This is a genomic window from Trinickia sp. LjRoot230 (assembly GCF_964253315.1).
Classification (GTDB): Bacteria; Pseudomonadota; Gammaproteobacteria; order Burkholderiales; family Burkholderiaceae; genus Trinickia.
On the sequence record NZ_CAXUQX020000001.1, the window covers coordinates 3,442,678 to 3,455,708 of the forward strand.

At 61.5% G+C, this 13,031-nt stretch carries 14 protein-coding genes; 4 read left to right on the forward strand and 10 right to left on the reverse strand.

Features of this window, described 5'->3' with window-relative positions; all coding sequences use genetic code 11:
* Nucleotides 1–49: 49 nt before the first annotated feature.
* The 7 genes from ACSQ20_RS15670 to ACSQ20_RS15700 all read right to left on the reverse strand — a co-directional run bounded on the left by ACSQ20_RS15670 (nucleotide 50) and on the right by ACSQ20_RS15700 (nucleotide 6,081).
* Entirely contained in the window at nucleotides 50–766 is a 717-nt protein-coding gene (locus ACSQ20_RS15670) for an ABC transporter ATP-binding protein (RefSeq protein ID WP_436021487.1), read from the reverse strand.
* Nucleotides 766–1,545, reverse strand: a complete 780-nt coding sequence (locus tag ACSQ20_RS15675; protein WP_436021489.1) for an ABC transporter ATP-binding protein — start codon at nucleotides 1,543–1,545, stop codon at nucleotides 766–768. The genes ACSQ20_RS15670 and ACSQ20_RS15675 overlap by 1 nt, the downstream gene beginning before the upstream one ends.
* 32 nt (nucleotides 1,546–1,577) lie before the next feature.
* Nucleotides 1,578–2,753 carry an ABC transporter permease subunit gene (locus ACSQ20_RS15680; RefSeq protein WP_436021491.1) on the reverse strand — a complete coding sequence of 392 codons (1,176 nt, stop codon included), beginning with the start codon at nucleotides 2,751–2,753 and terminating at the stop codon, nucleotides 1,578–1,580.
* A gap of 18 nt (nucleotides 2,754–2,771) precedes the next feature.
* Nucleotides 2,772–3,722, reverse strand: a complete 951-nt coding sequence (locus tag ACSQ20_RS15685; RefSeq protein WP_436021494.1) for a branched-chain amino acid ABC transporter permease — start codon at nucleotides 3,720–3,722, stop codon at nucleotides 2,772–2,774.
* Between the two features lie 217 nt (nucleotides 3,723–3,939).
* Nucleotides 3,940–4,359, reverse strand: a complete 420-nt coding sequence (locus ACSQ20_RS15690; RefSeq protein WP_436021496.1) for a hypothetical protein — start codon at nucleotides 4,357–4,359, stop codon at nucleotides 3,940–3,942.
* A gap of 297 nt (nucleotides 4,360–4,656) precedes the next feature.
* Nucleotides 4,657–5,622, reverse strand: coding sequence for a 4-hydroxy-3-methylbut-2-enyl diphosphate reductase (gene ispH / locus ACSQ20_RS15695; protein WP_436021498.1), 966 nt, complete (start codon nucleotides 5,620–5,622; stop codon nucleotides 4,657–4,659).
* 3 nt (nucleotides 5,623–5,625) lie between these two features.
* Entirely contained in the window at nucleotides 5,626–6,081 is a 456-nt protein-coding gene (locus ACSQ20_RS15700; RefSeq protein WP_436021500.1) for an FKBP-type peptidyl-prolyl cis-trans isomerase, read from the reverse strand.
* Nucleotides 6,082–6,269: 188 nt separating this feature from the next.
* On the opposite strand from ACSQ20_RS15700, the gene radC reads away from it, so the two are divergent.
* The 4 genes from radC to nadB all read left to right on the forward strand — a co-directional run bounded on the left by radC (nucleotide 6,270) and on the right by nadB (nucleotide 9,431).
* The gene (gene radC / locus ACSQ20_RS15705) at nucleotides 6,270–6,992 is read left to right on the forward strand and encodes a RadC family protein (RefSeq protein ID WP_436021502.1); all 723 of its coding nucleotides are present in this window, start codon (nucleotides 6,270–6,272) and stop codon (nucleotides 6,990–6,992) included.
* Between the two features lie 210 nt (nucleotides 6,993–7,202).
* Nucleotides 7,203–7,436, forward strand: a complete 234-nt coding sequence (gene rpmB, locus ACSQ20_RS15710; RefSeq protein WP_436021504.1) for a 50S ribosomal protein L28 — start codon at nucleotides 7,203–7,205, stop codon at nucleotides 7,434–7,436.
* Nucleotides 7,437–7,446: 10 nt separating this feature from the next.
* A complete protein-coding gene (rpmG, locus tag ACSQ20_RS15715; RefSeq protein WP_007586229.1) occupies nucleotides 7,447–7,614 on the forward strand; it encodes a 50S ribosomal protein L33 in 168 nt (55 codons plus the stop codon).
* Nucleotides 7,615–7,835: 221 nt separating this feature from the next.
* Nucleotides 7,836–9,431, forward strand: a complete 1,596-nt coding sequence (gene nadB / locus ACSQ20_RS15720; protein ID WP_436021507.1) for an L-aspartate oxidase — start codon at nucleotides 7,836–7,838, stop codon at nucleotides 9,429–9,431.
* Between the two features lie 42 nt (nucleotides 9,432–9,473).
* Here nadB and nadC read toward each other — a convergent pair whose 3' ends face one another.
* From nadC to ACSQ20_RS15735, 3 genes are all read right to left on the reverse strand, one after another.
* Entirely contained in the window at nucleotides 9,474–10,379 is a 906-nt protein-coding gene (gene nadC / locus ACSQ20_RS15725; protein ID WP_436021509.1) for a carboxylating nicotinate-nucleotide diphosphorylase, read from the reverse strand.
* Nucleotides 10,380–10,407: 28 nt separating this feature from the next.
* A complete protein-coding gene (gene nadA / locus ACSQ20_RS15730) occupies nucleotides 10,408–11,553 on the reverse strand; it encodes a quinolinate synthase NadA (protein WP_436023148.1) in 1,146 nt (381 codons plus the stop codon).
* A 117-nt stretch (nucleotides 11,554–11,670) separates the two neighbouring features.
* Nucleotides 11,671–12,867, reverse strand: a complete 1,197-nt coding sequence (locus tag ACSQ20_RS15735; protein ID WP_436021511.1) for a DesA family fatty acid desaturase — start codon at nucleotides 12,865–12,867, stop codon at nucleotides 11,671–11,673.
* Nucleotides 12,868–13,031 lie beyond the last annotated feature (164 nt).

Here is a 13,031-nt window from a genome sequence, read left to right on the forward strand (position 1 = left end):
GCCCCACCACGCGCCCGCAAGCGAATTGCGGGCGCGGTATACGGTAGCGTTATTCGCCGAGGTAGGCGGCGCGTACCTTCGGATCGTCGAGCATTTGCTTCGCATCGCCCGACATCGTGACGGCCCCGGAGTCCATCACATAGCCACGGTTGGCCGCTTGCAGCGCGAGTCGGGCGTTTTGCTCGACCAGCAGAACGGTCAGTCCTTCCTTCGAAATATCGCGAACCACTTCGAAGATCTTCTCGACCATGATCGGCGAAAGACCCATCGACGGCTCATCGAGCAACAATAACTTAGGACGACTAATCAACGCGCGAGCCATCGCCAGCATCTGCTGCTCGCCGCCCGACAGCGTGCCTGCCAGCTGTTTCGCGCGCTCTTTGAGACGCGGGAAGTAGCCGAACATCCGATCGACGTCGCTCTGAATGCCGTCGCGATCGTTACGCAAGTACGCGCCCATCTGCATGTTTTCGATGATCGACATGCGCGCGAAAATGCCGCGGCCTTCCGGCACCATCGCCAAACCGCGCTTGAGCAGCTCATGCGCCGGCACGCCCTTGATCGATTGCCCCTGGTATTCGATATCGCCGGCCGAATACGGCTTGAGGCCCGTGATCGCCTTCATCGTCGTCGTCTTGCCGGCGCCGTTCGCGCCGATCAGCGTGACGAGTTCGCCCTGCGCGACTTCCATGTCGACGCCCTTGACTGCCTGAATGCCGCCGTAATTGACTTGCAGGCCCTTGATTTTCAACATTGCTGTAGCCATCAGTGGACCCCCGCGCCCAAATATGCCTCGATCACTTTCGGGTCTTTCTGCACGTCTTGCGGCAGACCCTCGGCGATCACCTTGCCGTAATCGAGCACCGTCATGCGATTGCATAGGTGCATGACGAGCTTCACATCGTGCTCGATGAGCAGGATCGTCTTGTTGTCGCTGCGGATCTTGTCGAGCAGCTTCGTGAGCTCGAGTTTTTCCGTCGCGTTCATGCCGGCTGCCGGCTCGTCGAGCGCGAGCAGCTTCGGGTCGGTCGCAAGCGCTCGGGCAATCTCGAGCCGTCGCTGGTGACCATACGAAAGATTGCGCGCGGTGTAATCGGCGTATTGCAACACGCCAACGTATTCGAGCAATTCGAGCGCGCGCGCCTTGATCTCACGCTCCTCCTGACGCTCGGCCGGCGTCTGGAACACGGCCCCGAAAAGCCCGTGCTTCGTGCGCACATGGCGCCCCACCATCACATTTTCGAGCGCCGTCATGCCGCCGAAGAGCCGGATGTTTTGGAACGTGCGCGCGATGCCAGCTTGCGCGACCTGATGCACGGCTGTTGGCGTGTAGTTCGTGCCATCGAGCTTGAACTCGCCCGAGTCGGGCGTGTAAAGACCGGTGATCACGTTGAAGAACGTCGTCTTGCCCGCGCCGTTCGGCCCGATCAGGCCGTAAATCTGCCCTTCTTCGATCTGCAGTCCGACATCGGACAGCGCTTGAAGGCCGCCGAAGCGTTTGTTGACGCCCTTGACGGACAAACGAATAGGTTTGTTGCTGCTCATAGAGTTTCTCCTGCCGTACCTTCGGGCTTGACTTACGCGCCGGCTCGCGCCGGCTTCTTGGCGCCGCGCTTGGCCAGTTTCGCGATTCGGTCCTCATGCTTCGGTGCAGGCCACAGGCCTTCCGAGCGATACAGCATGATCAGCACCATGGCGAGACCGTAGAGCAACTGACGAATGACTTCGGTATCGATGATCTGATGACCGAAAAGCCAAGCCTGCAACGGCCCCATCGTCGAGCGCAGGAATTCGGGGAATACGGCGAGCAGCACCGCACCGAGAATCACGCCGGGGATATGGCCCATGCCGCCCAACACGACGCACGCGAGCACGACGACCGACTCCCAGAACGTGAACGACTCGGGCGAGACAAAGCCCTGAAAGCCGGCGAACATCGCACCCGATAACCCGCCGAACGACGCGCCCATCGCGAAGGCAAGCAGCTTCACGTTACGCGTGTTGATACCCATGGCCTTCGCGGCGATCTCGTCTTCGCGGATCGCGGCCCAGGCCCGGCCGATACGCGAATGCTGCAGCCGCGTGCAAACCCAGATGACGAGCAGCGAGCACAGCACGAACAGGTAGTAATACATGTAGACGGACGGGAACTGCATGCCGAACAACGTATGCGTCTGCGACAAATTGAAGCCGGCCACATGCACCGGGTCGACACCGGTAATGCCTTGCGGCCCATTCGTGATATTGATCGGACGGTCGAGGTTGTTCATGAAGATCCGAACGATTTCCCCGAAGCCGAGCGTCACGATCGCGAGATAGTCGCCGCGCAAACGCAAGGTCGGTGCACCGAGCAGTACGCCGAAGAACGCCGCCACCGCCATCGCACAGGGCGCGATGATCCAATACGGCGCGTGCATGCCGCCCGGGAACATGTTCGCGAACCAAGCGAACTGGTTCGCCAGATGCGGCGACGTCAACAGTGCCGCCGTATAGGCGCCCACTGCATAAAAAGCGATGTAGCCCAAATCGAGCAAGCCCGCGAAGCCCACCACGATATTCAGTCCCAGCGCCAGCATCACATAGAGCATCGCGAAGTCGAGCACGCGCACCCAATAGTTGCCGCCCGCTGCGCCGATCAGCATCGGTGCGGCGATCACTAAGACCGTGGTCAGCACGCCGACGACGAGCGTCTTGCCGACATTTTTTGCGGGGATGAGCGTCGTGGACGGCTCGATCGGTTGAATTGAAGTCATTTTCGTTGCTCCTTGCCCTTACGCACGGTCTGCGACCCGCTCGCCGAGCAAACCCGACGGACGAAATACCAGCACGATGATCAACACGACGAACGCGAACACGTCCTGATAGTTACTGCCGAACACGCCGCCCGTCAGATTGCCGATATAGCCCGCACCGAGCTGTTCGATCAGACCGAGCAACACGCCGCCCACCATTGCACCGGCCAGATTGCCGATACCGCCGAGCACGGCCGCGGTGAACGCTTTCATGCCGGGAATGAAGCCCATGTAGAAATGGACGTTGCCGTACTCCGACGCGATCATCACGCCAGCCAGCGCCGCCAGCGCAGAGCCGATCATGAAGGTCGCGGAAATGACGAAGTTCGGGTTCACGCCCATCAGGCTCGCTACGTTCGGGTTCTCGGCGATGGCGCGCATGGCGCGGCCGAGCTTGGTCTTGTGCACGAGCAGGAGCAAGCCGCCCATCACGAGGAACGCGGCCGCGATGATGACGACTTCCGTCATGGAGATCACGGCGCCGGGATTGTTCTCACCGGCCTTGATGACGTTAATCGGATCGGTCGACAAAAGCTGCGGAAACGGCAGCGGGTTGCGCGACCAGATCATCATGGCCAGCGTCTGCAGCAGAATCGAGACCCCGATCGCTGTGATGAGCGGCGCTAAGCGTGGCGCCCGACGCAGCGGCCGATAGGCCACACGCTCAATCGTATAGCCGACGATTGCGCACACCACGGCTGCAATCGCGAGACCGATCATCAGCGTCGGCACGTTGCCGAGTCCGGGAAAATGGTTATGCAGCACGGAGATGGACGACAGCGCAACCATCGCGCCGATCATCAGTACATCGCCGTGAGCGAAGTTGATGATGCCCAAGATGCCGTAAACCATTGTGTAGCCCAGCGCGATGATGGCATATACACTGCCCAGCACCAGACCGTTGAGGATCTGCTGGATGAAGATATCCATTTAAAGCTCCTTAGCCCGTGCGACTGGATTTCCGCCTCGCGCCCGCCGTAATGCGGAGGGTCGACAAAAATCGCAACGGCACTGCGGGTACTGATAAAAAAAACCGGTAAGGGTTAGCCGCCTCATAAACGCCGAAGCCGTGATTCGGCGGACGGCCCGATAAAGCGGATGCAAAAACGGCACCGTCGGGTATCCGGTGCCGTCGGATTACTGCTCGTCACCACATGTTCACTGCGTCTGGCTCTGCCGGCGCAACATGCCGCGCTGACATATCAGAGGCGTCGTTGCCAAACTGCGCTACGCCTGCCCCCATCGTCCTGCCGGCATGCATCCTGGCATCTGCCGAGATTGTTGCTCTGGTTTCATGCGCCGCCTGTGCCGCAGACCACGTATTCGACGAAATGTCCGCCGCGCCGGCGTGGCTCGCGCCCTGCCGAAACCGACCGACGACGAGCGGAGCAAATGTTTCGCAGTCCTCATCAATATGCGCACAATCACGCGCACCTTGGTCGGCGTACCCGGTTGCCACGAATGCCGCGCCGCCCATCTGCGCATCGGCCGTCATCGCCGCCACGCGGGTGCTCGCTACGCCGTCGGTCGCCTTACTGAACGCGGCGCATGCAAACGGGACATGCATTAATTCGATCTCCTGCCCTACTGAAAAAACGGCTGTCCGAAGGCCGCTGAACCTTTCAGGACGCGCGCATTGTAACTCCAATTGGCTAGCGGCCAATAAAGGCCAGCGCCAGGGTTTTCCTGCATTGCAACCTTTTTTTGAGGTAACTAATTGGCGTCGATTGCAACCCGGTTGCGACCTCCAGCTTGGCTTCGGGAGCAACCGCCGGCGGCGAGGTTCGCATAATGAATAAAAAAGCGCGCCCCCGGGCGCGCTTTTTTATTCGAAAAACCGAAGTATCGACGCTCGAACGTCAGATCACCCCGGCAACGTCAGGCCGCGCGGCAGCGGAAAGGCGATGCTTTCCTCGATGCCGTCGAGTGCCCGCACGTTGCCAACGCCGAGCTCGCGCAGACGGGAGATGACCGCTTGTGCGAGCACTTCGGGCGCCGATGCGCCCGCCGTCACGCCAATGCGCCGCTTGCCGTCCACCCACGCCGGATCGATTTGATCCGGCGAGTCGACCATATAGGCCGGCACCCCGCGCTTTTCGGCCACTTCTCGCAAGCGGTTGGAATTGGAACTGTTAGGGCTGCCAACGACAATCACCACATCGCATTGCGGCGCCATGAACTTGACGGCATCCTGCCGGTTTTGTGTCGCGTAGCAAATATCCTGCTTCTTCGGTTCCCGGATGTCGGGAAAGCGCGCCTTCAACGCGGCAATGATCTCGGAAGCATCGTCGACCGAAAGAGTGGTCTGCGTCACGAAGGCAATGTGTTGCGGGTCGGGCAGCTCGAGGGCATTGACGTCCTCTACGCTTTCGACCAGATACATGCCCTTGGCGCACTGCCCCATCGTGCCTTCGACTTCGGGATGCCCCTTGTGGCCGATCATGATGATATCGAGCCCTTCCTGGCGCATCTTGGCCACCTCGAAATGCACTTTCGTGACGAGCGGGCAAGTGGCGTCATAAATACGCAGGCCGCGCGCATCGGCCTCTTCGCGCACGGCTTTCGACACACCATGTGCACTGAAAATGACGGTGCTGCCCGACGGCACTTCGTCCAACAGTTCGACGAACACCGCGCCCTTTTTGCGCAGGTCTTCGACGACGTAAGCGTTATGGACGATTTCGTGGCGCACGTAGATCGGCGCGCCGAAGAGTTTGATCGCGCGCTCGACGATTTCGATCGCGCGATCCACACCCGCGCAAAAACCGCGCGGCTGGGCGAGCAGGATCTCCGCGTCGGCGGCAGCGAAAGAGGTATCCGTGAAGCTCATATCTCAGAGAATCCCGATGATTTCCACTTCGAACGCGAGCGCCTGGCCCGCGAGCGGATGATTGAAGTCGAACAGCGCCGACGTCGTGCCGATCTCCTTTAGCACGCCGGCATAGCGGCCACCGTCGGGCGCGTTGAACTCGATGACCTCACCGGGGGTGAAATCGTCGTCCACCATACCGTTGTCGCGCAGCGTCGCAAGTGAGACACGTTGCACCAGGTCGGGATTGCGCTCGCCGAAAGCCTCGCCGGCACCTAGCCGGAAGGTCGAATGGTGCCCCGCCCTCAGTCCCACGAGAATATCTTCCAGCGGCGGCGCTATCTGTCCTGCCCCAACGAGCAGCGTAGCGGGCTTGTCGCCAAATGTATTGACGATGTCCGCGCCATCGGCCAGTGAGAGCCGGTAGTGGAGCGTGACGTGGGAATCGGGTTTCACTTCGGAAAGATCGATGATGCTCATTGGAATTACTCGTTCGGTCGGCGGCGCACAAGGCGCGCACCGCGCGCGGAACACGGAAGACGGGCAACCGGCCCCGGCGCAAAGTCTCTATTGTAAGTCACCTCGCGGCACACGGCATATGCGCCGGCGCCGCGCGACGCCGGCGCGATCGCGAACCGCTGCACTGACGCGAACGTGGGAGCGCGCCAATGCCCGATAGTTCAGGTCACGTCAATGCGGCCCTCAATCACGACAATCGAGAACCGAGCAAGTGGCCGGCGCGCGACATGCCGCGAGAACGGCTTTTCGACGCGGGTGCGGCGGCGCTCTCGGATACGGAGTTGATCGCCATTTTTCTGGGCTGCGGTCTGCCCGGCCACAATGTGTTTGCGCTTGCGCGCACGCTGCTCGGGCGCTTCGGCTCGCTGCGTGCGATGCTCGAGGCGGATCCAGCCGATTTCAAAGGGCTGCGGGGCATCGGTCCGGCCAAAACGGCCGTGCTGCTCGCAGTCATCGAGATGGCACGCCGCGCGCTGCTGGAAAAAGCGCGCGAGACGCCGCTCATTGATTCGAGCGCCGCCGTGGAAGACTACGTCCGCCTGCTGATCGGCCAGCGCCCGTACGAGGTATTCGTGTGCCTGTTTCTCGACGCCCGCCATCGTCTGATCGACAGCGAGGAAAGTGCGCGCGGCTCGCTCACGCGAATGGCCGTCTACCCGCGCGAGATCGTCAGGCGCGCGCTTGCGGTGAATGCGGCGGCGCTCGTCGTCGCTCACAACCACCCGTCGGGCGTGGCCCAACCAAGCGCGAGCGACCGCCAGCTCACGCGCGTGTTGCGCGAGGCGCTGGCGCTCGTCGATGTGAAGCTGATGGACCATCTCGTCGTGGGCCGCAGCACGGTATTTTCATTCGCCCAAGCGGGCTGGCTGTGAGCGCTCGCGCGCGGCGAACGACGAAATGCAAATACGTTTTGATTTTGCTGTACTTTTTCTGCTAGAATCGCCGTCTGCCTGTTTCCAACCCGTTCCGACGTCTGGGCACCGATTGGCCTCGGTCCACGCATTACAGCTGGCTTCCAACCCAGCAGGACCCAAGCTCACCCAGGCTTGAACCCGAATTTAGCGTTTTAGGAGTGCTCTCATATGGCACGCGTATGCCAAGTAACTGGGAAAGCGCCGATGAGCGGCAACAACGTTTCCCACGCAAACAACAAGACGAAGCGGCGCTTTTTGCCGAATCTGCAAAACCGCCGTTTCTGGGTGGAAAGCGAAAACCGTTGGGTGCGTCTGCGCGTGTCGAACGCCGGTCTGCGCCTGATTGACAAGAACGGCATTGACTCCGTGCTCGCCGGCGTGCGCGCACGCGGTGAAGCCTAAGGAGTAAATCATGGCCAAAGGCGCACGCGACAAGATCAAGCTGGAATCGACCGCAGGCACGGGTCACTTCTACACCACGACGAAGAACAAACGCAACATGCCGGAAAAGATGGAGATCATGAAGTTCGATCCCGTCGTCCGCAAGCATGTGGCGTACAAAGAAACCAAGATCAAGTGATCGGTTTTCCCGTGTGAGCCGGAAGACAAGATGACAAGATGAAAAACCCCGCCTGTAGCGGGGTTTTTTTTCGTCTGCGCATTTTCGATGCTCGCCGTGCACCGCCGTTGGCCCTGTCCTTCCCAACGTCTGGCTCATCGCGGTATGCTTCTTTGCTTGGCGTCGCCGAGATGCATCGACGGGAGGCCGGCTCTGAGACCAAAAGAGAAAGGAACGGACTGATGAATTTCGACGTCGTGATCGTGGGCAGTGGGCTCGCGGGGTTGACGGTGGCACTGAATCTCGCTGAAACACGGCGTGTTGCGGTGGTGGCCAAGCGCTCGATGACGGAAGGTGCGAGCGATTGGGCGCAAGGCGGCATCGCAGCAGTACTGGATTCGGCCGATAGCATCGACAACCACGTACGCGACACGCTCGTCGCCGGCGGCGGTTTGTGCGACGAAGCAGCGACACGCTTCATCGTCGAACATGGTCGCGGCGCGATCGAATGGCTGATCGCGCAAGGCGTACCCTTCACGCGCGACGACGCGGCGGAGCTCGGATTTCATCTGACACGCGAGGGTGGCCACAGCCATCGCCGTATCATCCATGCGGCCGACGCAACGGGCCATGCCGTTGTAGCGACGCTTTCCGAGCGCGTGCGCCAGCATCCGAACATCACGCTGTTCGAAGAACACTGCGCGATCGATCTTATTACGTCCGATCGGCTCGGCCTGCCTGGCCGCCGCTGCCACGGGCTTTATGCGCTCGATCCCGAAAGCGGGCGCACCGTCACGCTACAGGCCTCGCATACAGTCCTCGCAACGGGCGGTGCGGGCAAGGTTTATCTCTATACGACGAATCCAGACACCGCGACCGGCGACGGTATCGCGATGGCATGGCGCGCGGGCTGCCGCGTGGCCAACATGGAGTTCATCCAGTTCCACCCGACCTGCCTCTTCCATCCGTACGCGAAATCGTTCCTAATTACGGAAGCCGTCCGCGGCGAAGGCGGACGCCTGCTGCTGCCCGATGGCACGCGGTTCATGCCGGCTCATGACGAACGCGCGGAACTCGCGCCGCGTGACATCGTGGCCCGCGCCATCGACTTCGAGATCAAGAAACGCGGGATCGACTGCGTCTACCTGGACATCAGCCACCAGCCCGCCGCCTTTTTGCGCGAACACTTTCCGACAATCCTCGCACGGTGCCTCGAATTCGGCATCGACATTACGAAGGATCCGATCCCCGTGGTGCCAGCAGCCCACTATACCTGCGGGGGGATCGTGACCGATCTCGCCGGGCGCACCGACCTCGCCGGCCTCTACGCTGTCGGGGAAACCGCTTGCACCGGGCTGCACGGCGCAAACCGGCTGGCCAGCAATTCGCTGCTGGAGTGTCTCGTCATCGGCAGCGCCGCCTCCACGGCGATGGAGAGTGAAGGTTTCAATGCCGCCGCTGACGCGCCGCTGCCCGATTGGGATGAAAGCCGCGTGTCCGATCCAGACGAGGAAGTCGTTGTTGCCCACAACTGGGACGAATTGCGCAGGCTGATGTGGAACTATGTCGGCATCGTGCGCACCGACAAGCGGCTCGCCCGCGCGAGGCATCGCATCGCGCTGCTGCGCGACGAAATTCAGGAGTACTACGCAAATTTCAAAGTCAGCCGCGACTTGCTCGAACTGCGCAATCTCGTCGACGTTGCATCGCTGATCGTCGAAAGTGCGCGCTCGCGGCGCGAAAGCCGGGGCCTGCACTTCTCGCGCGACTGGCCGGCCACGCTGCCCAAGGCTCTGCCGACCGTTCTTGCCCCCGAGCACATCCGCAATAACGCTTGATATTCGGCGCGACGCGCGATGCGCCGCGTGCGTCCGCGTTCTCTACACGATTCGCATCGAATAATCGGTCGCGCAGACGTCCTTTGTCAGCGCGCCGATCGAAATGCGATCTACACCGGTCTCGGCGATTGCCCGCACCGTATCGAGACTGACGCCGCCCGACACTTCGAGCATCGCGCGCCCCGCCGTCAGCTTGACGGCATCGCGCATCGCACCCAACGAAAAGTTGTCGAGCAGGATCGACTGAGCGCCGTGCGCGAGCGAAGACTCGAGTTGCTCGATCGACTCGACCTCGATCTGGACGGAAACACCGGCATCGAGCGCATATGCGGCCTCGAGCGCGGCGCTGACACTGCCCGCCGCCGCGATGTGGTTTTCCTTGATCAGAATGCCGTCATAAAGGGCCAGCCGCTGATTCGCGCCGCCCCCCACGCGGACCGCGTATTTCTGCGCGAGCCGCAAGCCCGGCAGCGTCTTGCGTGTATCGAGAATTTTAGCGCGCGTGCCGGCGACCACATCGACGTAACGGCGCGTCGCCGTCGCCACCCCGGAGAGCAACTGCAAGAAGTTGAGCGCATTGCGCTCGGCGGTCAGCAGCGCGCGCGCCGGCCCCCGCAATGTGCAGACGATCGAGTCGGCCGCCATGGGCTCACCTTCCCGATAACACCAGCGAGTTTCGATCGACGGCTCGACCTGGCGCATGACCGCCTCGAACCATGGCACGCCGCAAAGAATCGCCTCTTCGCGCACCACGATACGAGCGTCGCGCAGCGCGCCGGCCGGCACGAGCCGCCCGGTCAGATCACCGGTGCCGACGTCTTCGTCCAACGCGTCGGCGACATTGCGCGCAAGCGCGGCATCGAACGCGGTGCCGTATTCGCTCCGAATCGCGGCGTAAAGCGCAGACACCGCCTCGTCGCCCGAATGGGCGTTTTCCTGCTGCTCCATCTCTCGCATTCCTAGCTATTCCTCGCTGTTACGCCGCGCCCACGTTGGCGAAAAGCGTCGTATCGCGCGCGAGGTCGCCGCTCGCTTGCACGCGCTGCTTGCGCTCGGCGGCAAAAGCCAGCATTCGGTCGATCGGCACACGCGCCCGTGCGCCAATCGCAGGCTCGACGAAGATTTCGTTATGGCCACGCTCTAGCACGTCGGCCAGATTCGCCAGCCCATTCATCGCCATCCAGGGGCAATGCGCGCAGCTTTTACAGGTGGCACTGTTGCCGGCTGTCGGCGCCTCGATAAAGGTTTTGCCGGGCGCGGCAAGACGCATCTTGTGAAGAATGCCGAGATCCGTGGCCACGATGAAGTGCGTTGCCGGCAGGTTCCGCGCGGCGTCGATCAGCTGCGTCGTCGAGCCGACGACATCGGCCTGCGCCACCACGCTCTCGGGCGATTCCGGGTGGACGAGCACCTTGGCATCGGGGTACTCGGCGCGCAGCAGGTCGAGCTCGATGCCTTTGAATTCGTCGTGAACCAAACATGAGCCCTGCCACAGCAGCATGTCGGCGCCGGTGAGCTTCTGTATGTAGCCGCCGAGATGCCGATCAGGCGCCCAAAGAATTTTTTCGCCACGCGCGTGTAAGTGCGCCACGATCTCGAGCCCGATCGACGACGTCACCATCCAATCGGCGCGCGCCTTCACAGCGGCGCTCGTGTTCGCGTAAACAACGACGGTGCGCTCGGGGTGTGCGTCGCAAAAAGCTGAAAATTCGTCAGCGGGACAGCCGAGATCAAGTGAGCACGTCGCGTCGAGATCGGGCATCAGGATGCGTTTGTCCGGGCTCAAAATCTTGGCCGTCTCGCCCATGAAACGCACGCCGGCCACCACGAGCGTACGCGCTTCGTGGTCGCGGCCGAAACGCGCCATTTCGAGCGAATCGGCCACGCAACCGCCGGTCTCATCCGCCAACTCCTGGAGCTCGGCATCGACGTAGTAATGCGCGACGAGCACAGCCTTCTCTCGCACGAGCAACTCGCGAATACGCGCCTTGAGCGCGGCGCGCTCCTGCGGCGACGCTACCGACGGAACCTTCGCCCACGCCTGCCCGACACCGCAAACGGCGCCGGCTGCGCTCGAAATGAGCGGTTTATCGAATTCGACGGTCTTCATCGTCGACGCCATCATGTTCTCCTCAAAGAAGCGCCGAGGCACGTAGTGCTACTGACGACGCCCCAAAAAACAACACCCCGCCAGTGCGGGGTGCCAAGTGACGTCTCAAAATTTTAACGGAATTCGCGTTCAGGCGTAGCGGCGCAGGCGCAGCGCGAACTCCTGCAGAGCCTTGATGCCGCTTTGCTCGGCGCGATGACACCAGTCCTGCAATTGGACGAGCAATTGCTCGCGCGACGCGTTGGAGCGATCCCAGATGGCCGTCAAGTCGTCGCGCAATTCGATAAACGTACGCAACGTCTGGCTGTTCGCGAAGATTTCAGGAAGCTGGCGCCGCTGCGGCTCGTCAAGCCCGTCCTTGTCCTTGTAGAACCACGTGCGCGCGCCGCGCATCAGCATGTATTTCTCGCGTGCGCCGATTTCCTTGAGCCGCGCGAGTTCCTGGCGATAGGCGCGCTTGACCGTCTTGCCATACCGCGCCATGACCTCGTAGCGATTCGAGAGCACCGCCTGCAGCGTGTCTTGATCGAGCACTAGCTTGCGTGCGGCCAGACGCGGCGTGGGCGCGACTTTCTTGACCTTGGCCAAGCCGCAAGCCGACATCAGCCTGATATAGAGCCAGCCGATATCGAACTCGAACCACTTGTTCGACAGCTTCGCCGAGGTGGCGTAGGTGTGATGGTTGTTATGGAGCTCTTCACCGCCGATCAAGATGCCCCACGGGAAAATGTTGGTACTCGCGTCGGACGAGTTGAAGTTGCGATAGCCCCAGAAATGCGCGAGCCCGTTGACGACGCCGGCTGCCCAGAACGGGATCCAGATCATCTGCACGGCCCACACGGAGAGCCCCACGATGCCGAAGAGCGCGACATCGATCACCATCATCAGGCTCACGCCGAGAATGGGGTAACGCGTATAGACGTTGCGCTCGAGCCAGTCGTTGGGCGTGCCGTGCCCGAAGCGACGCATCGTCTCTTCATTTTTCGCCTCGGCTCGGTAGAGTTCGGCCCCTTCCAAAAGCACCTTCCAGATACCGCGCGTTTGCGGGCTGTGGGGATCTTCCTCGGTCTCGCATTTCGCATGGTGCTTACGGTGGATCGCCGCCCACTGGCCAGTCAGCATGCCGGTGGTCGTCCATAGCCAGAGCCGGAAGAAATGGCTCGCCACCGGATGCAAATCAAGCGCGCGGTGCGCTTGGCAGCGGTGCAGATACACAGTGACGCCGATGATTGTCACGTGCGTCATGGCAAGCGTGACGAGCACGATTTGCCACCAGGAGAAACGCAGCAAACCGTGCGCAAGAAAATCAAGCAGGGAGTTCAACAAGGCCTTTACCTGTGGAGCGACGACGTTCGCCGAACGACAGTCGTCAGAAAAACGAAAGCAACGCTTTAAGACTGGAACGCATTGTACTGCAACTGCTGCAAGTCGTTGTAACAAATGAAGAATCTTGCATCGCAACATGTACTGGCCCGCATTCCGCGCCCCAC

Excerpts from the sequence above, each read along its gene's own strand:
- nadB (WP_436021507.1), top strand. The coding sequence starts at position 7,836 with ATGAATTTCGACGTCGTGATCGTGGGCAGTGGGCTCGCGGGGTTGACG.
- radC (WP_436021502.1), top strand. The coding sequence starts at position 6,270 with ATGCCCGATAGTTCAGGTCACGTCAATGCGGCCCTCAATCACGACAAT.
- ACSQ20_RS15680 (WP_436021491.1), bottom strand. The coding sequence starts at position 2,753 with ATGACTTCAATTCAACCGATCGAGCCGTCCACGACGCTCATCCCCGCA.
- rpmG (WP_007586229.1), top strand. The coding sequence starts at position 7,447 with ATGGCCAAAGGCGCACGCGACAAGATCAAGCTGGAATCGACCGCAGGC.
- rpmB (WP_436021504.1), top strand. The coding sequence starts at position 7,203 with ATGGCACGCGTATGCCAAGTAACTGGGAAAGCGCCGATGAGCGGCAAC.
- ACSQ20_RS15685 (WP_436021494.1), bottom strand. The coding sequence starts at position 3,722 with ATGGATATCTTCATCCAGCAGATCCTCAACGGTCTGGTGCTGGGCAGT.
- ACSQ20_RS15700 (WP_436021500.1), bottom strand. The coding sequence starts at position 6,081 with ATGAGCATCATCGATCTTTCCGAAGTGAAACCCGATTCCCACGTCACG.
- ACSQ20_RS15690 (WP_436021496.1), bottom strand. The coding sequence starts at position 4,359 with ATGCATGTCCCGTTTGCATGCGCCGCGTTCAGTAAGGCGACCGACGGC.
- nadA (WP_436023148.1), bottom strand. The coding sequence starts at position 11,553 with ATGGCGTCGACGATGAAGACCGTCGAATTCGATAAACCGCTCATTTCG.
- ispH (WP_436021498.1), bottom strand. The coding sequence starts at position 5,622 with ATGAGCTTCACGGATACCTCTTTCGCTGCCGCCGACGCGGAGATCCTG.
- ACSQ20_RS15670 (WP_436021487.1), bottom strand. The coding sequence starts at position 766 with ATGGCTACAGCAATGTTGAAAATCAAGGGCCTGCAAGTCAATTACGGC.
- nadC (WP_436021509.1), bottom strand. The coding sequence starts at position 10,379 with ATGGAGCAGCAGGAAAACGCCCATTCGGGCGACGAGGCGGTGTCTGCG.
- ACSQ20_RS15675 (WP_436021489.1), bottom strand. The coding sequence starts at position 1,545 with ATGAGCAGCAACAAACCTATTCGTTTGTCCGTCAAGGGCGTCAACAAA.